This window comes from Mycolicibacterium sp. MU0053 (genome assembly GCF_963378095.1).
GTDB lineage: Bacteria > Actinomycetota > Actinomycetes > Mycobacteriales > Mycobacteriaceae > Mycobacterium > Mycobacterium burgundiense.
Genome location: NZ_OY726397.1, coordinates 3,951,131 through 3,976,241, shown reverse-complemented (window position 1 = coordinate 3,976,241; position 25,111 = coordinate 3,951,131). Strand labels below are relative to the sequence as shown.

Below are 25,111 nucleotides of genomic sequence, written 5' to 3'. Positions count from 1 at the left end.
CGTGAAGGACGACTTCAAGGGCGCGGCATGGCGCCTGCTGATTTTCCTGACAGTGTGTGCATTCGGGACCTTCGCATTGCTGACGGTGTTCGCCGAATTCCGTTTCGGTGGCGGCAAGAAGTACTTCGCCGATTTCACCAATGTGTCCGGATTGAAGAGCGACGATATGGTGCGCATCGCAGGGGTGGAAGTCGGCACGATCCAAGACATTTCCTTCAATGGTGACTCGACCGTGCGCGTGGAGTTCGCCACCGACGATTCGGTCCTGCTCACCGAGGGCACCCGCGCGGCCGTTCGATATGACAACGTGATCGGCGGACGGTATCTGGCCCTGGAGGAGGGCGCCGGGGGACTGCGCCCGCTGCAGCCCAGCGCAACGATCCCGGTCGCGCGGACACAGCCCGCCCTCGACTTGGATTCCGTCATCGGCGGGTTCAGGCCGCTGTTCCGGGTGCTCGATCCCGATCAGGTCAACGCGCTGAGTGGACAGTTGATCTCGGCCCTTCAGGGCCAGGGCGCCACCATCGGATCGTTTCTGCAACAGGCGGCGATGGTGACCAACACCCTGGCCGATCGCGACGTGCTGATCGGTCAGGTCATCGACAACCTCAACGTCGTGCTCGGATCCCTCGGCGGTCAAACCGAGCGCCTCGATCTGGCGGTCACGTCGTTGTCCGAACTGGTGCAGGGGCTCGCCGAACGCAAGGGCGACATTTCAACGGCCTTGGCGTACACCGATGCCGCGGCAGGCTCGGTGGCCGGCCTGTTGGCGCAGTCCCGCCAACCGTTCGCGAAGGTGGTCCGCGAAACGGACCGCACGGCCGCCATCGCGCTGGCCGACCACGAGTATCTCGACAACCTGATCAACACCCTGCCGGACAAGTACCGGGCGCTGGGCCGACAGGGCATCAACGGCGACTTCTTCAGCTTCTACCTGTGCGAAATCGTGCTCAAGCTCAACGGGAAAGGCGGTCAGCCGGTATACGTGAAGGTCGCCGATCAGGTCTCGGGGCGGTGCGCACCGAGATGAGATCCTTCACGGAGCGCAGTCCGCTCGCGATCGGGGCCGTCGGCGTCGTGGTGGTCTCCGCGGTCGTCGTCGGGGCGCTGCAGTACCAGAATCTGCCCCTGGTCAATCAGGTCAAGACCTACTCGGCTCACTTCGCCGACGCCGGAGGCCTGCTCAGCGGGGCCACGGTGGAGGTCTCCGGATATCCGGCGGGCAGGGTGTCGTCCATCGAGCTCGACGGAGCCGCGGTGCTGGTGCGCTTCAGCGTCGACAAGAACATCCGAATGGGCGAGGCGACCGAGGCCGCAATCAAGACGAAGAGCCTGCTGGGAACCAAGATGCTTGCCGTTCTTCCACAGGGCGGAGGCGACCTCGACGGGCCCATCCCGATGAACCGGACCAGCTCGCCGTATCAGCTGCCCGATGCGCTCGGCGATCTCGCCGACACCATCAGCGGCCTGGACACAGATGAACTCTCGGAATCGTTGTCGACCTTGTCGGACACCTTCGCCGATACCCCCGGGGAGCTTCGGGAGGCGGTGCACGGCGTGGCGCGCTTCGCTCAGACTCTCAACGACCGCGACACGCAGCTGCGCACGCTGCTCACCAATGCCGCCAAGGCGACAGGTGTACTGGCCCACCGCAGCGATCAGGTTGCCCGGCTGGTTTCCGCCACCAACGACCTGTTGGCGCAACTGCGCACCCAAAGCGACGCGGTGAACCAGATCTGGGCCAGCATCTCCTCGGCCGCAGCGCAATTGAAGGCGTTCATCGCCGAGAACCGCCAGCAGCTGCGGCCGGCACTGGAGAAGCTCAACGGAGTCATGGCGATTCTGGACAATCGCAAGGACCGGTTTCGGGAAGCGGTCAAATTGCTCAACAAATACGCGATGTCGCTGGGTGAGTCGCTGTCGTCCGGGCCGTTCTTCAAGGCATATGTGGTCAACTTGCTTCCCGGACAGTTCGTTCAGCCGTTCGTCGACGCCGCGTTCTCGGACCTCGGCCTCGACCCCAATGTGCTGGCTCCATCGCAGCTGACAGATCCCCCGACAGGTCAGCCGGGCACACCCGCGTTGCCGGTGCCCCACCCGCGCACCGGCCAGGGTGGGGAGCCCCATCTGACCGTGCCCGACGCCATCACCGGCAACCCGGGCGATCCTCGTTACCCGTACCGTGCACCGCTGCCCGCACCGCTGCCGGGTGGTCCCCCGCCCGGCCCACCCGCGTTGTCCGGCAACGCCACCCCGGAATCGGGGCAGCCATGACCGGCCTGCGCTGGTTGCGCACAGCACTGGCGGGCATACTCGCGTTGACGCTCGCAGCCGGGTTCGTTGTGGTGGTACGGCATTCCGATCGAATCGGGAAAACCTGGGTGACCGCCTATTTCGCTAACAGCAACGGCCTGTTCGCCGGTGATGACGTGCGCATCCTCGGCGTGCCGGTGGGACGCATCGACCACATCGAGCCGCAGCCCACCCGTGCCAGAATCACGTTCTGGGTGGACCGCAAGTATCCGATACCGGTCGATGCGAACGCGGTGATTCTCGCGCCGCAACTGGTGACCGGCAGGTCGATTCAGTTGACCCCCGCATTCACCGGTGGGTCGATGATGCCTACCGGGTCGGTGATTCCGGAGGAGCGCACTGCGGTCCCGGTGGAATGGGACGAGGTCCGAGTTCAACTGCAACGCTTGACCAGACTGCTTCAACCAACCGAGCCAGGCGGTGTCAGCACACTGGGCGCGGTGATCAACACCGCGGCCGACAACCTACGCGGGCAAGGCGCCAGCATCCGCGAGACCGTCGTCAGACTGTCGCAGGCACTGGCGACGCTGGGCGGTCACAGCTCCGATATCTTCTCGACGTTCACCAATCTGTCGACCCTGGTTTCCGCCCTGCACGACAGTGCCGACCTGCTCGAGCAGCTCAACGGCAACATGGCGGAGGTGACTTCGTTGGTCGCCGACGACCCGCAGAAGGTGGCACGGACGATCGAGGATCTCGGTGGTGTCATCGGCGATGTCAAGGACTTCGCCGACGACAATCGGGAAGCGATCGGCACGGCCTCGGACAAACTGGCGTCGATCAGCGACACGTTGATCGCCAGCCTCGATGATCTCGAGCAGACACTGCACATCGCCCCCGGCACAGTGGCGAACTTCTACAACATCTTCGAGCCCGCCAACGGCGCGTTGACCGGCGCGCTGGCCGTCAACAACTTCGCGAACCCGATCAGCTTCCTCTGCGGTGCAATCCAGGCGGCGTCTCGGCGTGGTGCCGAGCAGTCGGCGAAGCTGTGCGTGCAGTACCTGGCCCCGATCGTCAAGAACCGGCAGTACAACTTCCCGCCGATCGGGGCGAACCTGGTCGTCGGAGCGCAGGCCAGACCCAACGAGGTCACCTACAGCGAGGACCGGATGCGACCCGATTTCGTACCGCCCGCCGAGGACGGGCCGCAAACGACCGCAACGGACCCCACCGCCGGCCTGTCAGGAATCATGCTCCCCACCAACGGTGGTGGTGCATGATGCGCATCTGGTGGCGACGAATGGTGATGGCGTGGGCGACGCTCGTCATCGCTGGTGGGGTCGTTGGCTGTGGTGACTGGCAAGGGCTGAACTCGTTGCCGATGCCCGGAACGGCGGGCGGGGGCCCCGGGTCGTTCGTGATCCAGGCGCAGCTGCCCGATGTCAACAACATTCAGCCGAACTCGCGGGTCCGTGTCGGCGACGTCGACGTCGGCGCGGTCACCAGGATCGAGCGCCAGGGCTGGCACGCGTTGCTGACGATGCAGCTGGACGGCAGCGTCGACCTACCGGAGAACTCCACCGTCACAATAGGTCTGACGAGTTTGCTGGGCTCATTGCACATCGAGCTCGCGCCGCCGACCGACGCCGCGCCGAAGGGCAGACTGCACGCCGGCTCACTTATTCCGCTGTCGCGTGGTGACGCATTCCCAAGCACCGAGCAGACTTTGGCGGCGCTGTCCGTGGTGCTCAACGGTGGCGGACTCGGTCAGGTGCAGGACATCACTGCGGCGCTCGCGACCGCTTTCCGCGGCCGCGAGCACGACCTGCGCAGTATGATCGGTCAGCTCGAGACATTCACCCGCAACGTCAACGACCAAACCGGCGACATCATCACCGCCACGGAGAGCCTCAACAACCTGGCTGGGCAGTTCGCCGCACAGCGGCCGGTTCTGGACCAGGCCTTGCAGGCGGTCCCCGAGGCGCTGGCCGTACTCAACGGGCAGCGGCGTAACCTCGTCGAAACCGCCCACCAGTTCGGCATATTCAGTGCGTTGACGGTCGATTCGGTCAACCAGACCAAGGACAACCTGGTCAAGGAACTCAACGACGTCGGCCCGGTGCTGGAGTCGCTCGCCGACGCCGGGCCGAGCATGACCCGAGCCCTGTCGCTCATCCTTACCTTCCCGTTTCCCAACGAGACGATCGAGAAGTGGCAGCGTGGCGACTATGCCAACCTGACCGCGATCGCGGACCTCACCCTGAGCCGAATCGACGCGGGAATGTTCACCGGTACCCGGTGGGAAGGTGATCTGACCGCGCTGGAAGTGCAGTGGGGCCGCACGATCGGACAGTTCCCCAGCCCCTATACAAAGGGCAATCCGTTGGTCGTGCCGTATCGATGGGATCAGGGGCCGTAATGCGACTGGACGGGCGAATGCAGATCCAACTCGCGGTCTTCACCGTGATCGCGTTGCTGGCGATGGGGTTGATGGGCCTGCACTTCATGAAGTTGCCGGCCAAGCTGTTCGGCGTCGGCCGGTACACGGTCGTCATGGAGTTACCGCAGACCGGCGGGCTGTACAGCGGGGGCAACGTCACCTACCGCGGCACCGAGGTCGGTCGGGTCGAGAACGTGCGGCTCACCCGGAGCGGGGTCGAAGCCGTGTTGTCGCTGAAGCGGGGCATCGAGATACCCTCCGATCTGCGTGCGGAAGTGCACAGCCAGTCGGCAATCGGCGAGCAGTACGTAGCGTTGTTGCCGCGCAATGGCGATGCCCCGCCGTTGCGTGACAATGACGTCATCGCGCTTGCTGACACGTCGGTGCCGCCCGACGTCAACACGCTGCTTGCGGACGCCAACGCCGGGCTGCAGGCCATTCCGCGCGGCAATCTCAAGACCGTCATCGACGAGTCCTACACCGCGGTCGGCGGGCTCGGAGCCGAGCTGTCTCGGATCGTCGAGGGGTCAACGGATCTCGCGATCGAGGCACGCAGGCATCTCGATCCGCTCATCAGGCTGATCGACCAGGCGCGGCCCGTGCTGGATTCGCAGAGCGATACGTCGAAGGCCATCGCTGCGTGGGCGTCACAGGTCGCCACGGTGACCACGCAGCTGCAGACCCACGATCGGACCGTCGCTCACCTGATCGACAATGGTGGTGCGGCCGCCGGTTCTGTGCGTCAGCTCGTCGACCGGGTCAAGCCGACGCTTCCCATCGTGCTGGCCAATCTGGTCAGCGTGGGGCAGGTGGCGGTCACCTACCACGACAACGTCGAACAGTTGCTGGTGCTGTTTCCCGGGGTGGTGTCCGCGGGACAGGCGGGGCTGGTGGCCAACCTCAACACCCAACAGGCCTACAAAGGGCAGTATCTGAGCTTCAACCTCAACATCAACTTGCCGCCGCCGTGCACAACCGGCTTTCTGCCTGCACAGCAGGCACGCTCGGCGGTCTTCGAAGACGCTCCGGACCGCCCCGAGGGCGACCTGTACTGCCGTGTGCCGCAGGACTCGCAGTTCAATGTGCGGGGTGCGCGCAACACACCCTGTGCGACCGTGCCGGGTAAGCGTGCACCGACGGTCGCGATGTGCGAGAGCGACGATCACTACGTGCCGCTCAACGACGGCCTCAACTGGAAGGGGGACCCGAACGCCACGCTGTCGGGCCAAGCCGTGCCACACGTGCCGCCGCAGTCCGCAGCTCCCGAGCCGCCGGCGCTGCCTGCCGCCGCGTACGACCCGGCCACGGGTCTGGCGAGGGGCGCCCGGACGGACAGGTCGTGGCAGAACATGCTGCTGCCTCCCTAAACGCATTTTGGTCATCCCGGTGGTCAGCAAGTATTCTTTGCCAAGATGCAGCGAACGCGCCTACTCTTTGCGGGCCCCGCAGGCGGCTGTCGAACGGAAAGAGGTCGAAGGTCCCGCGACGGAAGATACCGAGGCCGCAGAAGACCAGAATGAGGCTCCGCCGAGGATGACGAGCAGGCCTAGCGACAACGTTGTTCGCCTTCGCCTCGACATCGCCTATGACGGCACGGATTTCGCCGGCTGGGCCACGCAGCGCGAGCAGCGCACCGTGGCCGGCGTGATCGAGGAGGCGTTGTCGACGGTGTTTCGCGGGCCGGTCGTGCTGCGTGCGGCCGGGCGCACCGACACCGGCGTGCACGCCACCGGACAGACCGCGCACGTCGATGTCCCCGACGATGCACTGCACCATGCCTACCCGCGCACCGCCCGGGTCGGCGAGCCGGAATTCCTGCCGCTGGTGCGACGGCTGGGCCGCTTGCTGCCCGAGGATGTCCGGGTCCGCGACATCGTCCGGGCTCCAGCCGGTTTCGATGCCCGCTTCTCGGCGTTGCGTCGGCACTACGTCTACCGGTTGTCGCTGGCGCCCTATGGTGTTGATCCGCAGCAGGCGCGGTTCGTCACACCGTGGCCGCGACCGCTGGACGTGGCGGCCATGAATCAGGCCGCCTCGGAGTTGCTGGGCCTGCGCGATTTCGCCGCGTTCTGCCGGCACCGCCCCGGCGCGACGACGATTCGCGAGCTACAGCGGCTGCACTGGGAACGCGACGGCAACCTGGTGTCCGCCTACGTCAGCGCCGACGCGTTCTGCTGGAACATGGTGCGCTCGCTGGTCGGTGCGCTACTTGCGGTCGGCGAGGGGCGCCGTCCGGCGGCGTGGGCCGTGGATCTGCTGTCCGCCAGCAGTCGGTCCAGTGCCTTCGCGGCGGCGCCGGCGCGGGGCCTGACGATGATCGGGGTGGATTACCCGTCCGACGACGAACTCGCCGCGCGCAGCCTGATCACCCGTGACGTCCGCAGCCCGGACGAAATCTAGCGGTCGCCTACAACCGGCCGGCAACGAAATCGGCCGCCTGGTTCACCATCCCGGCCTTGATGTAGGCCGGTGCCAGATGGTCGGGCCAATACGCTTCCCAGTTCTCCGGATCGGTGGGGTTGCAGATCGGATCGTCGCCGTGGCACAACTCGATCGTCCGGTCCTGGTACACCGGATTGAAATTCGAGATCGGCCCCACCCAGGAGGCTCCGTTGCCGAACAACGCGACCGCCGCGATGCGCTGCTCGGCATTCGGCGGCAGCGGCTTCTTGAACGTGAAAAACGAGAACGGCACTGCCAGCACCACATCGGCGACCGCGGCGCCCAGGGAGTAGCCGCCCACCACGATTCGGGTGTCGGGGCAGTCCCCGACGGTGTTCTGGATGCGCTGGCTCATATCGTTGGCGCCGATATCGACTTCGGTGTTGGCGGGGTAGTTCACCGCATAGAGCCGAATGTTCTGCCCGGTCTTGGACCGCAGCGCATTGACGAACGCGTTGCCGATCTGGCCGGCGCCCGCGGGTTCCACCCGCCCCCGCGCGAACACCACTTCGACGTCGGGACACGGCGCCGCGGCCGCCGCCGGAATCGCGGTCGAGCGCGGTAGCACCGCGGGTGCGACGAACAGGGATGCAGCGGCGATAATGCCCGCTCCGAGCAGTGCGCAATATCGACGGATTTCCACTTGGTCGATAGTACCGAACCGGCGTCAGATCAACCGGGCGATGAACCCGGCGGCTTGACCGGGCAACGGGCCGGACTCGTAGTTGGTGTGTGCGAACGGATTGCGCCCACCCGAGCAGATGGGATCGCCGTCGCTGCACATGTCGATCGAACGAGCGCCGAGATTCCCTGCGGTGACCGGGTTTCCGAACTTGGCGGCGGGGTTGCCGAAAACCGCGATCGCGGCCACGTTTTCGCGCAGACTGCCGGGCAGCGGGGCCGCCGAGCCCACATCGCCGACCTTGTTACCCAACGGCGGAATTCCGACCAGCATGTCGACCACGGCCGCGCCCTGCGAATAGCCGCCGAGCACGATGCGCGTCGACGGGCACTGCGCCGCCATGGTCGCGATGCGGTTGGTGGCGTCGTTGGCGCCGTCGGCCGCGGCGAAGAAGTCGTAGGTGGCCGGATAGTTCACCGCATAGGTGCCCAGGCTGCGCCCGTTCAGTTGCCCTTGCAGCTGGCTGGCCAACGCATTGCCCACTCGCCCGATTCCGGGGGCCTCGCTGGTACCGCGCGCGAAGATGAGTTCCACGTCCGGGCACGGGTCCGCGGCCGCGACCGGCAGCGCCGGCAGGGTGAAGGGGGCCAGCATGAGCGCCGCCGCTGCCACGGCGGTACCGAGCGCGGCATACGGTCGACGGACCGCGCCGCGGAGGGATTGGGCGTCGTTCATGGCGCTAATACTCACATATCTGTGCTGGCGGTCCGTAATTTCGGTCAGAGTCGACTGGCGACGAAGGCCGCGGCCTGGGCGGCCTGTCCGGATGCGACATAGTCGCTGTGTGCGGCCACGCTGCGGCCATCCGAGCAGATCGGATCGCCGCCGTTGCACAGGTCGATGGCCTTGGGACCCCAGACCGGGCTCGAGGTCAGCGGGAGGCCGAGCTTGGCCGTGGGGTTACCGAACACCGCGATGGCGGCCACGTGCTCGGGGGCATTCGGCGGCAGCGGGGCGTTGAAACCGATGCCGGGGACGGGGACCGCGGCGATGACGTCGATCACGGCCGCGCCCTGCGAGTAGCCGCCGAGGACCAGACGGGTTTGCGGGCAGGCGCCCATCATCCACTGGATGTGGCGGCTGGCGTCGTTCGCGCCGCCCGCCGCGGCCAGGAAGTCGTAGCTGGCCGGATAGCTCACCGCGTAGGTGTCGACGCTGCGACCGCCGACCTGGCCGCGCAGCGCATCGACGAAGGCCTGTCCGACCCGGCCGATGCCGACCGCCTCGGTGGTGCCACGCGCGAACACCACCTGGATGTCGGGGCAGTCCGCGGCGGCGGCGGTGGGGGTCTGCGGCGCCGGGACCGCCGCGGGGGCGACCAGCAGGGCGGCCGCGGCAAGCACGGCACCGGCGAGCGAGACAATTCGGCGAGGGCTGATCACGGTCACAGCAAAGATGTTAGCGACTCTCGATTTCCGCCGGATCACCGCTGTGGTCGGTCGCGAGGCCGCCGACGGGGGCCACGGGCGTCCGGGGTTGCCGCGTTCGGCCGCGATCCCCGGGGCGGGCCAGGGCCAGACCGGCCAACACCACGGCCCCGCCGATGGCTTGCGGGACGGTCAACGCCTCGCCCACGAGCAGGGCGGCCCACAGCACCGCGGCCAGCACCTCGGAGAGTCCGACCAGTGCGGCAAAGCTCGGCTGCAACAGGGACACGGCCTTGATGCCGAGGGTGTAGGCCACCGCGGTGCTCAGCACACCGAGCACGAGCACCGGCACCACGGGCGACGTGGTGAACCCCGCGACGATCACGTCGTCGGTGCCGAAGACCATCGGCATGACCCCGGTCAGGCCGAGCGCGGCGACCGCGGCCGCGCCGATGATCAGGCCGCCGGCGGCCAGCGCCACCGGGCTCAGTCCGGGACCGCCGGAGTGGTCGGCAACCCGCGCGCTCATCAGGAAGTAGCAGGCGGCGCACACCGCGGCCGCCAAACCCCAGATGACTCCGACGGTGTTGATATGGGCGCCACTGAACACATTGAGCACCAACATGATTCCCACCACCGCCAGGGCCACCCCGAGCAGGGTCCGGTGCTCGGGGCGGCTGCGGGTGACGGCCCAGAGCCACCCGACCACCAGGACCGGCGCGGTGTATTCCAACAGCAGCGCGACCCCGACGGACAGGTGCTCGACGGCGTTGTAATAGCACAGCTGCGCGCCGGCGATCGGGAAGAGCCCGTAGGGCAGGACAATCCGGTAGTGGCGCAGTGCCTCGCCCCACCAGCCGGGTCGGACCAGGCTGGCGTAGATCGCCATGACCAGCGCGCCGCCGGCCAACCGGGCGGTGACCGCCGCGGTGGGACTCCAGCCCGAGGTCATCAGCGCCTTCGCGAACGGCCCGGACAGGCCGAAGCTGATCGCCGAACCGAGGGCGAACAGCAGGCCGAGCCGGAAGCGGTTGTCGAACGACGTCATCGGTACGGGGATCCTCGGCGGCACGCGGTGCCATGTCATGAGTAAAGTGAAGGTTGCTCATGACGCTAAACCAGGGAGGAGTCATGAGTCAAATGAATTTCAGTCATGACACTGAGCTCACGCTGCGCACCGTGTGTGCGCTGGTCAACAGCGACCGCGTGGACGGCGAACAACTCGGCGACCAGCGCGCGCTCGACGAATACCTCGACGGCTGGGGCTGGACCGGCCGACGTGACCGCGATGCCGACGAACTGGCCGACGTGCAGCGGTTACGGGCGCGGTTGGGGCGCATCTGGACACTCGTCGACGATGAGGAGAAGACCGTCGCGGCGGTCAACGCGTTGCTGTCCGACACCAAGGCGGCACCCTGGCTGACCCGGCATCCGGAGATGCCGGAGTGGCATCTGCATCTGGCCTCGGTCCATGATCCGTTGGCCCGGCGGATGGGCGCCGAGATGGCGATGGCGCTGGCCGACCTGATCCGCGCGGGCGAGTTGCGCCGGCTCAAGCTCTGCGCCGCACCCGACTGCAACGCGGTCCTGGTGGACCTGTCGCGCAACCGGTCCCGGCGATTCTGCGACACCGGCAACTGCGGCAACCGTCAGCATGTGGCGGCATACCGGGAGCGTCGCGGCCAACCGGGCGCCGGCCCGGCAAAAACACCCCGGGGGAAGTGACCGCGAGTAACGTCTGCGGCCATGGGGGCGGGGCGGCGTGACCTGGATATCGTGCTGTACGGCGCCACCGGATTCATGGGCCGTCTCGTCGCCGACTACCTGGCTAAGTCGCCCGCCGGACTGCAGATCGGGCTGGCGGGCCGCTCGAGCGCCCGACTGGCGGCGGTCCGACGGTCGCTGGGTGCGGCCGCCGAGCGATGGCCGGTCATCGTCGCCGAGGTCACCGATCGGCCGGCGCTGCAGGAGATGGCCGCCCGGGCCCGCGTCGTCATCAGCACGGTCGGGCCGTACGGCCGGTGCGGGCTGCCGATCGTCGAGGCCTGCGCCACCGCCGGAACCGACTACACCGACCTCGCGGGGGAGATCCCCTTCGTGCGCGCCTCGATCGAGCGCTACCACCGCCTCGCGGCGGACAACGGCGCCCGCATCGTGCACTCCTGCGGATTCGACTCGATTCCCTCCGACCTCAACGTGTTTGCGCTGCACCGTCGTACCTTCGCCGACGCGGCCGGGGAATTGGGGGACACCACGTTCGTGTTGCGCACCTACTCCGGCGGGTGCTCGGCGGGATCGCTGCAGACCATGCTCGACCTGATGCGGACCGGTGCCGAAAACCCGGCCCTCCGTGCGGTCCTGGACGATCCGTACAGCCTCAGCCCGGATCGTGGCGCCGAACCCGAGCTGGGGCCGCAGCCGGATGTCGAGGTGCGCGCCGGATCCGAGATCGCCCCGGAGTTGACCGGCCTGTGGACCGGCGGCTACCTGATGGCGCTGTACAACACCCGGTGCGTGCGCCGCAGCAATGCGTTGCTCAACTGGGGCTACGGCCGCCGCCTGCGCTACACCGAGACGCTGAGCATGGGATCTACGGTTGCCGCGCCGATGTTCGCCACCCTCAGCGGGCTCACCATCACCGGTGCCGCGCGGCTGGGCGGGACGTACTTGCGGCTGCTGCCGCCGGGACTCCTCGAGACGATGCTGCCCGCCGGCGCCGGATTCGATCAGGGCGACCGCGGCTATTACAAGGTCGAGACCTACACCACCACCACGCGGGGGCAGCGCTACGTCGCGACCATGTCACAGCAGGGTGATCCCGGATACTCGGCAACGGCGACCCTGATCGGGGTCAGCGCGCTGACGCTGGCGCGCGGCCGGGACCGGCTCGCCACGCAGCACGGCGTGCTCACCCCGGCGGCGGCGATGGGTGACGCGCTGCTGGAACTGCTCCCGACGGCCGGGGTGGCGCTGCATACCGCCCGGCTCGGTTGACCGCTCACGGCAGGTAGAAACCGCGGACGCGATGAAAGCGCGGCCGCCCGAGCAGTGCGTTGGCGGCCTGCAGGCCCGACATCACGGCCGCCTCGATGCATCCGGCGTTGAGCCCGCTGTCCGTCCAGTCGCCGGCCAGAACCAGGTTGTCGTAACCGCTTTCGTCGCCGCGCAGCCGGTACTCGTCGGAGCCGGGCACCGACTGCACATACCGGTCCGACGGGTCGACGTTGACGCTGATGTGCTGGGTGGCCAGCGCCGCCGCCCCGGTGGCGTCCCCGGCGCCGCACAGCAACTGCCACGCGAAGCCGCCCTCGGTGACCGCGCCCGGCAGGTAGAGGCCGACGTGCCGATCGAGGTACTCGACCGCCGTGCTGGTGACGCGCCGACGGCAGCGCCGCAGGTACTCCGCGGGCCCCGCATCGGCCGGCCACGGCGCCGCCAGTACCCCGCAGAAGTATGCGGCGGTGCGGGGCCGGTCCTCGGCGGGCCACTGTTCGGCCCACAGCGTCTGCGGCATCGATGCCCAGGTGTCGAACGGCGCGACGTAACCGCTGGTGGTGACTCCGGGGCGGGCCCAACCCAATTCGTCCTCGGTCGAGCGGATCCACAACTGGAACGACTGGGTCGCGACGGTGCGCAGGTGCGCGGACATCTCGCGCCACTCGGGGCGGTCGGCGATCAGTTCGGCGCACACCAACTCGACCATGCCGAGCGAGGCCGCCAGGACCACCCGGTCGAAGTCGCGGCCGCACCGCAGGACCCGGCGCTCCACATCGCGGCGGTCGTCGCCGAAGTGGCATTCCAGACCCGTCAGCCCGGCCCGGGGCTCGAGTTGATCGGAGCGCGGCGCGTCCGGAAACACCGGCAGACCACCGATCCGGATCAGCGGATCGTAATCCTCGAGGCCCGCGGCCAGCCGGGCCTGCCGACCCATCGAGATCGACTCGATCGCCAGCCGGCGGTCGTCGAGGTGCAGCGCGTCGACCCGGTGAAAGAATTCGAACCGCACCCCCCGTCGGCGCAGCGCCTGATACATCGGTGCGATCACCACGTCGCCCATCCCGGCCGTCATCTTCCAGAAGAAGGCGCCCTTGTACTGAAACAGCGCGATCCCGGTCAGCAGCACCGCGGTGCCGGCGGCCAGGCTGGGCCGGTCGAAGTCGCCGTCGACGTAGCCGAACACCATGTCGTACATGCCGCGGATCAGCGCGAAGTCCAACACGTCGGGGTGCGCGCCATGCCGCACCAGCCACTGGCCGTACTCCTGATCGTTGATGGCCCGGAAACCGCGCGGATCGGTGACCAGATTGTCAGCGACGAGTCCGCGCGCGGTGGCCAGCAGCAGCGACGACAGCAGCCAGGTCCGGCGGTGTTCGGGCCGGCGTTCGTAGTCCAACACGTCGCGCAACCCCGCCAGCGGCGTGTCGAGTAGCCGCCCGATGTCGGCCGGTGCGGTGGCCTCGGCCAACGCCTTCGAGGCGGCCAGCGCGCCCCGACGCACCAAGTCCACCCACCGCACCGGCAGCGGCGAGACCGACAACACCAGTTCGGGGGCCGCGGCGTCGAGGGAGTCGGCGAAGTCGAGGACCAACTCCAGGGCGCGGCGCGCGAGGTCGATCACCGTGAGTTCGCGTCCGGAGGCGCCCGGCTCGCCGGGCAGTTGCGCATTGCGGGTGAATTTGCCGGGCCAGATCGACCATTGGCCGTCCCAGCGGTCGGCCATCCCCAGCGCGTCCGCGGGGATCAACGCCTGGTCCCAGGTGCGCACCGGCGCGGCCGGATCGGTTGCAGCCCGGTCGATTTCGAGGTAACACTCGCGCAGCAGCGCAAAGGCGTTCTCGTAGGAGCCCAGCCAGACATGCAGGCCGTGCTCCTCGATGCGGCCATGGGGTCCCCGGCTCGATGCCGCCTTCCCGCCGAGGCGCCAGCCGCGCTGATAGACGGTGATGGAGTCGAAGCGGTCCTGCCAGCCCGGCTCGCTGAGCCGCCACGCGGCGCTCAGTCCGGCCATCCCACCGCCCAGGATGGCGACCTTCTCGCGGCGTCGCATCAACCGACGAGGGCGCGCAGCCGGGCGAGGTCGGGCCAGTCCTGATCCGCGGGGAAGCGGCCGAGCACCGTCAGCAACTCGGCACGGTGCTGCTCCCCGTCGAACCTGAACATGTCGGCCACCGCACGCAGCTCGAACACCAAAGCGCCCTGATTGCGCGCGATCTCGACGGCCGCGCGCAGGTCGGCCGCACGGGCCTCCGGCGCGTCGTGGGTCAGGGCGCGGATCCGCAGCAGTTCGGCGTCGTAGATGTGCCAATCGGTCTGGTCCGCCATCTGCAGGGCCACGTCGATGCGCATCCGCGCGGCGTCCTTGCGGCCGGCCACCAACAACGCCTGGGCCAGTGCCGCGTCATACCAGCACAGAAAGGATTTCAGGTCCGCTTCCCGCCAGGTCTCCACGACCGTCGTGAGGGCCTGGATGTGCGCCTCCTGGTCCGCGGCAGCGCGGTCGGCGCCGACGTCCGATCCCCGCGAATTCGTGGTCGCGGTGGCGCTGGCCGCGATCATCACCCACTCGTCGAATCCGGACTGTTGCCCGATGGTCGCCACCTCGCCGAGAAGTCCGGCCGCGCGATCGGTTTGGCCCGCCTCGGTGCGGATCAACGATTCGATGGTGTGCCCGTAGCACAGCGTGAACGGCCCGTGCGGGAACGACAGGGTCTGGCAGCGCCGCCGGCCCTTGGCGAAGGACTCCTCGGCGCCGGCGAGGTCGCCCTGAAGGAAGCGGGTCAACCCGACGAAGGTGTACGTCGCGGCGACCGGATCGTTGGGCGCGAACCAGGCCCCTTCGATCTCCGCCGAATCCAGGCTTTCCAGAGCCAGTGCGGCGGCCTCCAAAGTGGCGCGCGCCGAGTTGAATTCGCCGCGAAAGACCTGCAACGACCCGGCCGCCGCGTCGGTGGCGGCCCGGTACCAGTCCGGCATGCCCGACAGCCGCGACCGCAACGCCTCCACCAACTGGGCCGCGCGGCGCAGATCCCCCCGGGTCGCGTAATAGCTCCACAGTCCGGTGAAGGTGGCGTACAGCGCCACGCCCGGCCGGTCGCTGACCAGCAGCAGGCACCGCTCGAACTCCGCGGCCGCCGCGGCGCTGGCGTGGCCGCCGGCCGCCGAGGCCAGGAAGGCGCGTTCGAGCCGGATGTCGACCTCGTGTTCGTCGCGGGTGTGGCCGGCCGGAAGCCGTTCGACGTTGTCCAGCGCGCGGGCGAGGTGGCTTTGCGATTCGACGAGCGCTCCACGCTGCCGGGCGTTGGCGGCGGCCTCGCGGTAGGCCGAGGCGGCATCGTCGTACTTCTCGGCCTTCTCATAGTGGTGTGCGATGAGCGGCCATTCGGGGGTGCCGTCGGGAGCTCCGGCCGCCAGCGCGTCGGCGATCCGGATGTGCAGCCGGCGCTGAACGCTGGGCGGGGACAGCTCGGCGGCCACCTCGCGCAGCAGCTCGTGGTGAAAACGCCAGTGGTTCTTGCTCACCGGCTGCAGCACCCGGCCCCGGGTCAACTCGTCGAGAATCGCATCGACTTCCTGCTGATCCATCTCGACCACCGAGCGCAGCAGTCGGCGGTCGATCAACCCGCCGGTGAGGGCCGCGGCCTCGACCACCAGCTTGGAGCGCTCACTGGATCGCACCCGGGCTATCAGCGCCTCGTAGAGGGTGTCGGGCACCTGCGTCGAGGAGCTGGCATCGGTGGATTGCTCCTTGAGTTTGGCCACCACCTCTTCGATGTAGAGCGGAATACCGTCGCAGCGTTTGCGAACCTGCTTGCGCGCGCGGTCCGCGAGCTGGGGATGCAGGGCGCGAATCAGTTCGTCGGCTTCGGCGTCATCGAGCGGCTTCAGCGCGATGATCTCGGGGTTGGTGCGCAGCGCCGGCAGCTCGCGGTCGGTGATCAATACCAGTGCCCGGCCGTGTTTTCCGCGCAGCAAGGCCTCGAGGACCGCGATGGTGTCCTCGTCGTACCAGTGCAGGTCCTCGAACACGATGAGGCCGGGACCGGGGCCCGCGCAGGCCAACAGATAGTCCCGGACGGCCTCAGCGATCTGCTCGTAGAGCCGGGTGGCGTTCGCGGTGTTCGGCCGGTAGCCGCTGGCCGGCGAGATGCCCAGCACCGGCGCCAACAACGGAACCAGCGCCGCGGCAGCCAAACCGCGGTCGAGGATTTCGGCCGTGAGCTGCTGCAACGCGGTCGCGGCGTCCGAACCGCGTTTGATCCCGCAGTTGCGCTCCAACAGCCGGCGGACCGGGCGCAGCCCGACGTGCGTGTGGAACGGGGATCCGAACAACCTGACGACCGCCGCCTCGTCGCGCTCGGCGAGGTCCAGCACCGAGCCGACCAGCCGGGATTTGCCGATTCCACCCTCCCCGCTCAGCACGATGCCCGGTGTGCCCAGGACCCCGGCGCGGGCCTGTGACCACGCCTGGTGCAGCCGTGCGAGCTCGGCTTCGCGGCCGACGATCGGACCGTGGGTGACGGCGGCGGTGTCGCGTTCGCCGACCACCCGAAAGTGCGCGACGGGTTCGTCGACACCCTTGACCAGGGTCGGCGCGCATTCCGCCAGCTCGTAGTCGTCGCCCACCAGCTGTTCGATGGCCTTGGACACGGCCACGGCGCCGGGATCGGCGAGGCTGCACATCCGGGCGGCCAGGTTGGCGCCCAACCCGTACACGTCGTCCTGGGCGACGTCGAGATACACCAGGCCGCGGTGCACGCCGACGCGCACCGCGATGTCGAAACCGAAACGGCGGCGGACTCTTTCGCTGAGCTGCCCGACTTCCCGGATGATGTCCAGGCCGGCCGCCACGGCGCGGCTCGCGTCGTCCTCGTGGGCGGTCGGGTGGCCGAACACCGCGAGCAGCCCATCGCCCTTGGTCGAGCCGATGTGCCCCTCGTACCGGTTGACGATCCGCAGGACCTCATCGCGATAGTGGCCGACGACCGTCCGGTAGACCTCGGGTTCGATCCGTGTCGACAATGCCGTCGAGTCGACGAGGTCGGCGAAAAGAATTGTCAGACGCCGGATTTCGCCGCCGTCGCGGGGCGAGTCGAGCAGTCCTTCGGCGTCGGGGTTGCTGCGGTCCACCGCCAACACCTGTCCGGCCAGCGCGTCGGCGGTGGCGCGGTCGCCACGGTTGATCGCGGTGACCGCGCGGTCGAGTAGCTCCTCGATGGTGGGCCGGTGAGTCAAACGTCGCTCACAGTCCGACGGTGACGCGTTGCGCCGTGGGTTCGCCCGCCACCCCGTCGCATCTCGACAACCGGACGGTGCCCCGATAGTTGGAGCCGATCCGGCATTCGTCCTTGAGAAAGACCACGAAGTGGTCGGCGTTGGCCGGCAGCACCGCCGGCCGGAAACCGATCAGGGTGTCCTCGACGGTGTCGTTGCACAGCCCGACCCGGCTGAACCCCTCGGCGCTGGGGCGGCGCGGGTAGCTCTCGGGTTTGACGTAGACCCGCTCCGACGGCCACGGGGTGCCGACGGCGACGGCGCCGAACCAGGGTCCGGACGCGGCGGCCTTCAGATAACTCGCCGCGGTACGTATCTGCAGGTCGATGAGGTCGTGGATGGTCCGGATCCAACCGTTGACCCCCCACGTTCCGGCCTTGTCCTCGGCCGCGGCGTTGTCGATGATGATCCGGAGCTGATCCCACAGCGCCCTCGCGGTGGCTTCCTGGTGCACCAATACCGCGTTCCCGGAGCCGTCGTCGGACGGGCGTTCCGCGACCGGGGCCGGGTAGCGTGGCCGGCTGACGGTGTCGAGGTATGCCAGCGGCTTGGTTACCAATTGTTCGGTGACGCCCCGGTAGTGCTCGGTGACATCGTTCAGGCTCAGCTGGCCGGCCGACCATTTGCCCGCGAGCTTGGAATAGCTGTTACTGATGGTCGCCGCGGCATCGGTCCACAGTTTGACCGCGGTGGTCACCGCGTGGTCGGCGGGACGCGGGGTGCCGTCCGAGGCGACCGTGGCCGCGGCCGGATCCGGTGTCGGTGTCGCGGGGACCGGTACGCCGGTGTCGTAGTAGTCGAATCCCTCGCACTGCTTGTCCGGGTCCTGGGCCGCGCCGATCAGAAAATCACCGGATGCGGTGCCGTAGCCGGTGATACACACCAGCCTGGCCTGGGCATACGGCGACACGTCGGTGATGTGCACGACCTTGCGGGTCCGGATGGCCACCCCCTGGTGGGCCGCGTTGTTCGCGTCGTTGTGCGCCCACATGTTGATGTAGCCGCGGTCGACGGTCACCCGGCCGTCGCCGCCCCGGCCCGGGCAGGGGTCGTCCAAATCGTAATCGAGTCGGGCCCAAGGGATCAGCTCGTTCTCATCGCTGACCGAGAGGTGGTACTTGAGCGCGGTCTTCAACGTGACGCAGTTCGTGACCTTGCACAGGCCAACCCCTTCGAGCACCCGGCGCCAGCCGTCGGGGCGTTCCGGTGCGCCGATGGCGTCCATGCTGCAGAAGAAGTCGTTGTAGTTGTGATGCCAGTTGAACGGGTTGACGATCTTCTTCAAGTCCTCCAGCGATACCAGCGTGGTGCTGCATTCGGTATCCACCACAACGGCTTCCGTGCCACAGACATCGATCACCGCGGCGTGGCACACCGGGATGTCCAGGATCGCCGGGTCGAGCCGCAGCTGGGCGACGGCATACTCGCGAAAACCGTAGAACTGGGCGCGTTGAGACATCCGGAACGGTAGGTCGGCGAGGAACTGCTGCACGATGCTGTCGGGCTGGTGGCAGTCGTCGAGCAGCGCATCGCGGCGGTGCTGATAACCCCGCTTCTGTGACCCGGCCGGATCGCCCGGGCTGACCAGCGCCAGTGCCTTGGCCAGGGAATTCTCGAAGGCGTCGTCGCCGAGCGTGGCGGTCAAGGTGGGCGCCGCGGGCGAACTCCCGGCGTCCTGGCGCACCCGGCTGATCGCCGTCGTGGCATACAGCAGCCGGGACTTCTCCCCGGCGGACAGCGGTTTGTCGGCCAGCACCTCCCGCTCGATGTCCTCGACGGCATCGGAGAAGCTGGGCTCGAGTTTGGCGTTTGGCCCGAAGAACAGAGTTTCCAATTCGCGATACCAGCCGGTGTTCGCCGAGGCCCCCGGCAGGAACTCATCGACGGTACTTCCGACCGCGGCATCGGTGGCATGAATCACCGCAGCGTCTAACGCCCCGTAAACCTCAAGCAGCGAACGCAACGCAGCCATTGCCCCTCCCCGGACCCGTAGCGCAGTTAGCATACCGTCACGCGGCCCCGAATGCGGGTTGGAATTCGAAGGAGTAGGCCCGTGGAAACCGGAAGCGATGCCGCGTCGAACGGTGATCTTCCGTGGGCTTCGGTATTCGATCCGGCGGCAAACATGCGCGCCCTGACCGGCATTCAGGCCGAGGGATTGCGGGCCGCGAGCCATTTGGTGGACAGGTTCATCCGCGTTGCCGCCACCGGACTGGACGGCGCGGGAAAGAGCCCCGATCCCTCGGGTGCGGACTCCGACCGGCAGCGGGCTCAGGACCGACGCGCGGACATCTTCGGCGCTACCGATATCGAGCCCCTGCTGCGGTCGTGGATGTCGATGATGGCGCAGATGCTGGGCGGCTCAGCCGGCAGATCGTCGCCAGAATCGAGCGAATCCAATGGCGCAGCACTGGATTTCACCACCGCGACGCCCTCCGGTCGCATCGCACTGGAAGTCCCGGCGCCCGGGGTGGCGACCGCCGAGGTGTGGCTGCACAATCTGGGCAGATCCGACCTGGGGGAGGTGACGCTGCGGTGCAGTGACCTCCTCGCGGCCGACGGCGGCACCATCGAGGCGGCCGCGGTGTCGATCGACCCGCGGGTGATACCGGTGCCGGCCCGCTCGAGCCGGGGCGTCGACGTCACCGTGCGGGTGGCCGACGGCGTGCCGCCGGGCTGCTATCGGGGCACGCTGCTGGCGCAGCGGCACCCGCAGCTGTGGCTGCCGCTGGCGGTACAGGTCGGCGGCCACCGCGCATGACCAGCATCGACGACCGTCCCGAGCTGGTGGCTGCCGTCGAGGATCAACTGCGGGCGGTGGGTCGACAGGTGCGCCGCGCCATGCTCGACGCCATGCCGGACGGCGAACCTGTGCGTTGGCTGTACGCGCCGATGCGCGAGTACCCGGCGCGGCCGGGCAAGGCCCTGCGGCCGGCGCTGTGCCTGTCCGCCGGACGCGCGTTCGGCGCTGGATCGGAGGCGTCCCTGCTCGGTGTCGCCGTGGCGATTGAGCTGCTGCACAACGCCTTCCTGGTGCACGACGACATCGCCGACGGCAGTGAGATGCGACGCGGGCGGCCCACCCTGGCCGCCAGCCACGGGATGGCGGCCGCGCTGAACGCCGGCGACGGGCTGGCGATCGTGGCCAGCCAGGTGTTGCGCAAGGCGACTCGGCACCTCGACCGGGATCTCGCCGACCGGGTGCTGGCCGAGTTCGACCTCATGGCGATGCGCACGCTCGAGGGCCAGGCCACCGAAATCGGCTGGCAGCGCGACAATACGGCCGATCTGCTGCCGGCGGACTACCTCGAGCTGATCATGCACAAGACGTGTTGGTACACCACCATCTACCCGCTGCGGGTGGGGGCGTTGATCGGCTCCGGCGGCACCGCCGACCTGGCGCCGCTGATCCGGTTCGGGTTCCACTTCGGGGCGGCCTTTCAGATCCGCGATGACCTGCTGAATCTGATCGGGGATGAACACGCCTACGGCAAGGAGATCCTGGGCGACCTCTACGAGGGCAAGCGCACGTTGGCCCTGGTTCATCTGATCGCGACCGCCCGGGGCGCCGACGCCGACTTCGTCCGCGACTACCTGCGGCGCGACCGCGCGCAGCGTTCCGAGGAAGTGGTGCGCACCATCCGCGCGTTGCTGGACGACTACGGCAGCATCCAGTACACCCGCGAGTACGCCGAGGGCATCCTGCTGGTGGCCGAGGATTACTTCGAGGCCGCCTTCGCCGACGCGCAGCCGGGACCCGACCTGGAGTTCCTGCGCGCACTGGTGCCCTACGTGTGGGCGCGGTGGCGCTGAGCCTGTGGATCGCTGCACACCGGCCGCCCCGCGGCGCACCTACGGTGAGGCGGTGATCGGCCCACCCGGCAGCCCGCTGCAGGCCGGCGCGCGGCGTTATCTGGCCCGCCGGCGGGAACGGGCCCTGGTGCACGCAGACCCGCGCGGCGGCCCGGACTCGGCCCGTACCCCGCCGTTCTGGATGTTGGTCGGGGCGGCGGTCGCGGCGCTGTTGTCCGCCGGGGCCCTGGTGTTGAGCCTGCTGCGGCCGCCGGCGCACCTCGGTGATGCGCCCATCGTGCTGGACCGCGACACCGGGGCGCTGTATGTGCGCATCGATGCGGTCCTGCACCCGGCGCTCAACCTCACCTCGGCGCGGCTGGCCGCGGGCCGGGCGGAGCATCCCCGAGCGGTGGCCCCGGCGGCCATCGACGCCGCCGGACGCGGTCCGCTGGTCGGCATCCCGGGGGCACCCGAACGCATCGGTGCACCGTTGACCGAGGCCGAGTCCAGTTGGACGGTCTGCGACGGCGTCCAGACCACCGTGCTGGCCGGAGTGGTGCCGCAGGATGGCACCGCGGTGCTGACGGGTGCGGCCGCGATCCTGGTCCGCGGCCCCAGCGGCACCACCCATCTGCTGTACGACGGCAAACGCGCGGCCCTCGACGACCAGGATCCGGCAGTGGTGCGGGCGCTGCGCCTCGAGGGCGTGACCCCCATCCCGGTCTCGGCGGCGCTGCTGGGCGCGGTGCCCGAGGTGGCACCGCTGACCGTCCCGCGCGTCCCCGACCTCGGCAACCCGGGGCCGGAGGGTTTGCCGGGGACCATGGTCGGTGACGTCATCCGGATCGAAAGGGCCGACGACACCGAGCATTTCGTGGTGCTCACCGGTGGGCTGCAGCGGATCGGCGCGGTCGCGGCGGACCTGATCAGGTTCGGCGGTGTCGGCCGCGACATGGCCGACGTCGCGCCCGCGGCCGTGCGCGCGGTGCCCACCCTCGGCGCGTTGGCGGTCTCGACCTATCCCGATCGTGTCGACCTGCCGCGCCGCGACCACGCCGCGGTGGTCTGCGCGACCTGGCTGCCCGGGCAACCGGTGACGCTGCGGGCCGGGACCGCCGCGGGTCCGGGCGGCGTGCGGTTGGCGCAGGCCGACGGCACCGGTCCGGCCGTGGACGAGGTGGTGCTGCCACCGGGCCGCAGCCTGTACGTGCGGCCCGAACGGGGCCCGCGGTCCGCGGTGGTGGTGACCGAGACCGGCGTCCGGTTCGCGGTCGAGGACGCGGACACCGCCGGGCTGCTCGGTCTGCCGGCAGCGGCGCTGCCGGCGCCGTGGCAGCTGGTCACCGCGTTACCGGCGGGCCCGACCCTGAGTCGGGCGGCCGCGTTGGTGGCCCACGACGTCGTGACTGCCGCGACGCCGACCGGGCAGCGTTGATGCGGCGAGCAGCACCACCGCGCACCCGCCCGCGCCCAGCAGGGCCGCGGTCCGCGCATCGGGGTCGCGGCCGGAGCGGCGCTCCGGTTCGATCGGGCGACCCAGCGCCTCGGCGCTCGGCGCCGCGGTGATCGGTTCACCGTCAAGGGCCCGTAGCGGGTCGATCACGCCGTTGCCGATCGCCGGATCCCAGCCGTGGCCCGGGCGTTGCGCACTGGCCTCGATGCGATGCATGACCTGCCGGGCGCGCAGTTCCGGGAACCGGGACCGGATCAGCGCCGCCAGCCCGGACACCACCGGAGCGGCGTAGCTGGTGCCCGAGAGGGGGCGGTCGCCGTCCGGCGTGGGCAGCGTGGCGGTCACCCCGCCGCCGGCCGGGTTCAGCGAGATCAGGTGCTCGCCCGGGGCGCCCACATCGACCCACGGGCCGGCCAGCGTGAACGCGGACGCGGCGCCGTCCGCGTCGACCGAACCGACCGTCAGCACGTAGTCGTCGTACCAGGCCGGGCTCACCGCGACGGTGGCGCTGTCCCACCGCGCGGCGCCGTCCGCCGGCTGCGGGGGGCACTGGGCGGCGCCGCCGATGTTGCCGGCGGCGGTCACCACGACCGCATCCTTGACGTCGACCGCGTAGGCCAGCGCGGCGCCCAATGCCCGGTCCTCGAGCGAGCCGGTTCGGCAGGCCACCGAGGAGATGTTGATGACCGTCGCGCCCTGATCGGCCGCGGTGCGCACCGCCATCGCGAGGGTCTCGACGTCACCGAAGCCGACCGCCGTCGCATCGTGGGCGGGGCCGAACTTGGTGCTGGACTGGCGGATGCTGAGCACGGTGGCTTCCGGTGCGATGCCGGCGAATCCGACGCCGTCGGCGGAATCGGGTGCCGCGGCGATGATTCCGGCAACGATGGTGCCGTGGCCGTCGCAGTCCTGGGTGCCGTCTCCGGCGCCGACGTAGTCGCCGGCACCCTCCAGTCGCGCGAGCCGTGGATGCCGGGCGACGCCGGTGTCGATGACGGCCACGCGCTGCCCCTGCCCGCGGGTGATGTTCCACGCCGCATCGAGACCGAGCATCGCCACCGCGTTCGCCGCCGTGGCGGGGCCGCGGTGGTCCGGCGGGACCGCGCACGTCTGGCGTTGGCGGGTGGCGGTCGGCGGTGCCGGGGCGGCCGGGGCGGGCAATCGGCTGCCGTCGATCACCGGGCGGTCCAGGGCGTGGGCCGGCGGTGCCACCCCGACCCCGACGGCCAGCAGCGTCGCGGCCGCGAGGAACCGGAGGATCGTCATCGGTACAGCTCCAGCGCCCACCACGCCGCCGGAAGCGTCGCCACCAGCGCGATGCGTTCGGCCGCGCCGAGCACGGCCGGCGCGCCGGGTGCGCGCGCCAGCGACGGAACCGACACCGCCAGCCCCATCGCAGCCACTGCGATGCCGGTGGTCCACTGCGGCCCGAGCGGGTACAAGGTGATGAACCAGGCTGTTGCAGTGGTGATTCCGGCCACCAGCAGCACCGTCCGCGACGCCGGCGGCTGCCGATGGGCCGCGCGCGTCAGCAGCACCGTCGCGACGACGGCACCGAATACCCGACCCGGCGGGCCGGCAGCGCCCAACGCCGCCAGCGCGGCACCGAACGCGGCGGCACCGGCGGTGCCCGAGACCAGCAGGCCGTGGACCCGGATCGTCTCGACCGGGTCACCGGTCGGCAACAATGCGATCCGGCCGGCGGCCGCGAGCACCAGCAGCGCGACGGTGGCCACGGCGATCCCCGCGCTCGGCGCCGGGGCGTCGATCATGGTGGCGGGCAGCAGGACCGCGCCGACCAGCGCCGCGGCGACGGCGATCGGGTGCATCACCGGTGCGGTACCGGCGTCCCATCGCCCGGCGAGGGTCGCTGCGGACGCCACCGCCGCCGCGGTCAGTAGCAGCCGCGGTACCACCGCACCCGGTAACAGGTTGTACCCGAGCGCGGCGGTCGCGCACAGCGCCGCGGACAGCGCCGCGACCTGTGTGGACCTCGAGTCCCACCGGTACTGCGCGTGCACGGTGGCGCACAACACGTCCGCGCTGTCGGTGCCGCGCGCGGCGACGGGCGCCGTGGGCGTCGCGGTCACCAGCAGCAGATCGCCGTCGGCCACCCCGGCCTCGGTCAGGGTCGTCGACGGGTCCAGCGGACCGAGCGTGGGCACATAGACATGCCTGGCCAGCGGCGCCGTCCACGGATCGGCGCCGTGACCGACGCCGATGTCGCAGACCGCCGGCAGCAGTTCGGCGATCGCGACATCGTCGGGCAGTGTGACGTCAAAACCGGTGTCGTCGAGACGGATCGATACTCGCATCCCGCGACGGTAGGCCGCCCGGTCCGGCGCGGGTGCACGGCGATCCACAGCCCGGGCCGGGTGAATTGCCGGGTGTGACGCCGCTGCATA

General features: G+C 69.3%; 20 protein-coding genes. 11 read left to right on the top strand and 9 right to left on the bottom strand.

The genetic code is table 11. The features are described 5' to 3' along the window. Window position 1: 1 nt before the first annotated feature. The 6 genes from RCP80_RS18780 (at window position 2) to truA (ending at window position 7,096) form a co-directional block, all read left to right on the top strand. On the top strand, window positions 2-1,030 hold the full coding sequence (locus RCP80_RS18780) for an MCE family protein (RefSeq protein ID WP_308479113.1): 1,029 nt from the start codon (window positions 2-4) through the stop codon (window positions 1,028-1,030). Further along, the gene (locus tag RCP80_RS18775; RefSeq protein ID WP_308479112.1) at window positions 1,027-2,274 is read left to right on the top strand and encodes an MCE family protein; all 1,248 of its coding nucleotides are present in this window, start codon (window positions 1,027-1,029) and stop codon (window positions 2,272-2,274) included. The genes RCP80_RS18780 and RCP80_RS18775 overlap by 4 nt, the downstream gene beginning before the upstream one ends. Further along, window positions 2,271-3,536 carry an MCE family protein gene (locus RCP80_RS18770; RefSeq protein ID WP_308479111.1) on the top strand — a complete coding sequence of 422 codons (1,266 nt, stop codon included), beginning with the start codon at window positions 2,271-2,273 and terminating at the stop codon, window positions 3,534-3,536. Before RCP80_RS18775 ends, RCP80_RS18770 begins: the two co-directional genes overlap by 4 nt. Then, complete coding sequence (locus tag RCP80_RS18765; protein ID WP_308479110.1) at window positions 3,533-4,675, top strand: MCE family protein; 1,143 nt, start codon at window positions 3,533-3,535, stop codon at window positions 4,673-4,675. Before RCP80_RS18770 ends, RCP80_RS18765 begins: the two co-directional genes overlap by 4 nt. Beyond that, complete coding sequence (locus RCP80_RS18760; RefSeq protein WP_308479109.1) at window positions 4,675-6,063, top strand: MCE family protein; 1,389 nt, start codon at window positions 4,675-4,677, stop codon at window positions 6,061-6,063. Before RCP80_RS18765 ends, RCP80_RS18760 begins: the two co-directional genes overlap by 1 nt. Window positions 6,064-6,229: 166 nt before the next feature. Next, on the top strand, window positions 6,230-7,096 hold the full coding sequence (gene truA / locus RCP80_RS18755; RefSeq protein WP_308479108.1) for a tRNA pseudouridine(38-40) synthase TruA: 867 nt from the start codon (window positions 6,230-6,232) through the stop codon (window positions 7,094-7,096). Between the two features lie 7 nt (window positions 7,097-7,103). On the opposite strand, the gene RCP80_RS18750 is transcribed toward truA, so the two are convergent. From RCP80_RS18750 to RCP80_RS18735, 4 genes are read right to left on the bottom strand one after another with little or no spacing between them, the layout of a single operon-like run. Further along, a complete protein-coding gene (locus RCP80_RS18750; RefSeq protein WP_308479107.1) occupies window positions 7,104-7,781 on the bottom strand; it encodes a cutinase family protein in 678 nt (225 codons plus the stop codon). 24 nt (window positions 7,782-7,805) lie between these two features. Next, complete coding sequence (locus RCP80_RS18745; RefSeq protein WP_373693376.1) at window positions 7,806-8,495, bottom strand: cutinase family protein; 690 nt, start codon at window positions 8,493-8,495, stop codon at window positions 7,806-7,808. 44 nt (window positions 8,496-8,539) lie between these two features. After that, entirely contained in the window at window positions 8,540-9,208 is a 669-nt protein-coding gene (locus RCP80_RS18740) for a cutinase family protein (RefSeq protein ID WP_308479106.1), read from the bottom strand. 10 nt (window positions 9,209-9,218) lie between these two features. Continuing rightward, entirely contained in the window at window positions 9,219-10,235 is a 1,017-nt protein-coding gene (locus RCP80_RS18735; protein WP_308479105.1) for an EamA family transporter, read from the bottom strand. A gap of 92 nt (window positions 10,236-10,327) precedes the next feature. Here RCP80_RS18735 and RCP80_RS18730 point away from each other — a divergent pair, with 92 nt between their 5' ends. Then, on the top strand, window positions 10,328-10,912 hold the full coding sequence (locus tag RCP80_RS18730; protein WP_308482920.1) for a CGNR zinc finger domain-containing protein: 585 nt from the start codon (window positions 10,328-10,330) through the stop codon (window positions 10,910-10,912). Between the two features lie 21 nt (window positions 10,913-10,933). Beyond that, window positions 10,934-12,181 carry a saccharopine dehydrogenase family protein gene (locus RCP80_RS18725; protein WP_308479104.1) on the top strand — a complete coding sequence of 416 codons (1,248 nt, stop codon included), beginning with the start codon at window positions 10,934-10,936 and terminating at the stop codon, window positions 12,179-12,181. 4 nt (window positions 12,182-12,185) lie between these two features. On the opposite strand, the gene RCP80_RS18720 is transcribed toward RCP80_RS18725, so the two are convergent. The 3 genes from RCP80_RS18720 to RCP80_RS18710 are packed head-to-tail and all read right to left on the bottom strand — an operon-like array spanning window position 12,186 to window position 19,430. Then, entirely contained in the window at window positions 12,186-14,234 is a 2,049-nt protein-coding gene (locus RCP80_RS18720; protein WP_308479103.1) for an FAD-dependent oxidoreductase, read from the bottom strand. Further along, window positions 14,234-17,419: an ATP-binding protein gene (locus RCP80_RS18715; RefSeq protein WP_308479102.1), complete on the bottom strand. Its 3,186-nt coding sequence runs from the start codon at window positions 17,417-17,419 to the stop codon at window positions 14,234-14,236. The genes RCP80_RS18720 and RCP80_RS18715 overlap by 1 nt, the downstream gene beginning before the upstream one ends. A 7-nt stretch (window positions 17,420-17,426) precedes the next feature. Beyond that, window positions 17,427-19,430, bottom strand: a complete 2,004-nt coding sequence (locus RCP80_RS18710; protein WP_308479101.1) for a hypothetical protein — start codon at window positions 19,428-19,430, stop codon at window positions 17,427-17,429. Between the two features lie 81 nt (window positions 19,431-19,511). Between RCP80_RS18710 and RCP80_RS18705 the strand changes: the two genes are divergently transcribed. The 3 genes from RCP80_RS18705 to eccB are packed head-to-tail and all read left to right on the top strand — an operon-like array spanning window position 19,512 to window position 22,688. Continuing rightward, window positions 19,512-20,219, top strand: a complete 708-nt coding sequence (locus tag RCP80_RS18705) for a hypothetical protein (protein ID WP_308479100.1) — start codon at window positions 19,512-19,514, stop codon at window positions 20,217-20,219. Then, window positions 20,216-21,271: a polyprenyl synthetase family protein gene (locus tag RCP80_RS18700; protein ID WP_308479099.1), complete on the top strand. Its 1,056-nt coding sequence runs from the start codon at window positions 20,216-20,218 to the stop codon at window positions 21,269-21,271. The genes RCP80_RS18705 and RCP80_RS18700 overlap by 4 nt, the downstream gene beginning before the upstream one ends. A gap of 52 nt (window positions 21,272-21,323) precedes the next feature. Continuing rightward, window positions 21,324-22,688 carry a type VII secretion protein EccB gene (gene eccB, locus RCP80_RS18695; RefSeq protein ID WP_308479098.1) on the top strand — a complete coding sequence of 455 codons (1,365 nt, stop codon included), beginning with the start codon at window positions 21,324-21,326 and terminating at the stop codon, window positions 22,686-22,688. Here eccB and mycP read toward each other — a convergent pair. Then, window positions 22,602-23,972 carry a type VII secretion-associated serine protease mycosin gene (gene mycP, locus RCP80_RS18690; protein WP_308479097.1) on the bottom strand — a complete coding sequence of 457 codons (1,371 nt, stop codon included), beginning with the start codon at window positions 23,970-23,972 and terminating at the stop codon, window positions 22,602-22,604. The genes eccB and mycP overlap by 87 nt on opposite strands. Beyond that, window positions 23,969-25,021, bottom strand: coding sequence for an EsaB/YukD family protein (locus RCP80_RS18685; protein WP_308479096.1), 1,053 nt, complete (start codon window positions 25,019-25,021; stop codon window positions 23,969-23,971). The genes mycP and RCP80_RS18685 overlap by 4 nt, the downstream gene beginning before the upstream one ends. Between the last annotated feature and the right edge of the window lie 90 nt (window positions 25,022-25,111).

Coding starts and splice junctions, on each gene's coding strand:
- RCP80_RS18700 (WP_308479099.1), top strand. CDS start 20,216: ATGACCAGCATCGACGACCGTCCCGAGCTGGTGGCTGCCGTCGAGGAT.
- RCP80_RS18720 (WP_308479103.1), bottom strand. CDS start 14,234: ATGCGACGCCGCGAGAAGGTCGCCATCCTGGGCGGTGGGATGGCCGGA.
- RCP80_RS18725 (WP_308479104.1), top strand. CDS start 10,934: ATGGGGGCGGGGCGGCGTGACCTGGATATCGTGCTGTACGGCGCCACC.
- RCP80_RS18730 (WP_308482920.1), top strand. CDS start 10,328: ATGAATTTCAGTCATGACACTGAGCTCACGCTGCGCACCGTGTGTGCG.
- RCP80_RS18760 (WP_308479109.1), top strand. CDS start 4,675: ATGCGACTGGACGGGCGAATGCAGATCCAACTCGCGGTCTTCACCGTG.
- RCP80_RS18735 (WP_308479105.1), bottom strand. CDS start 10,235: ATGACGTCGTTCGACAACCGCTTCCGGCTCGGCCTGCTGTTCGCCCTC.
- RCP80_RS18765 (WP_308479110.1), top strand. CDS start 3,533: ATGATGCGCATCTGGTGGCGACGAATGGTGATGGCGTGGGCGACGCTC.
- RCP80_RS18685 (WP_308479096.1), bottom strand. CDS start 25,021: ATGCGAGTATCGATCCGTCTCGACGACACCGGTTTTGACGTCACACTG.
- RCP80_RS18775 (WP_308479112.1), top strand. CDS start 1,027: ATGAGATCCTTCACGGAGCGCAGTCCGCTCGCGATCGGGGCCGTCGGC.
- mycP (WP_308479097.1), bottom strand. CDS start 23,972: ATGACGATCCTCCGGTTCCTCGCGGCCGCGACGCTGCTGGCCGTCGGG.
- RCP80_RS18710 (WP_308479101.1), bottom strand. CDS start 19,430: ATGGCTGCGTTGCGTTCGCTGCTTGAGGTTTACGGGGCGTTAGACGCT.
- RCP80_RS18745 (WP_373693376.1), bottom strand. CDS start 8,495: ATGAACGACGCCCAATCCCTCCGCGGCGCGGTCCGTCGACCGTATGCC.
- RCP80_RS18770 (WP_308479111.1), top strand. CDS start 2,271: ATGACCGGCCTGCGCTGGTTGCGCACAGCACTGGCGGGCATACTCGCG.
- truA (WP_308479108.1), top strand. CDS start 6,230: ATGACGAGCAGGCCTAGCGACAACGTTGTTCGCCTTCGCCTCGACATC.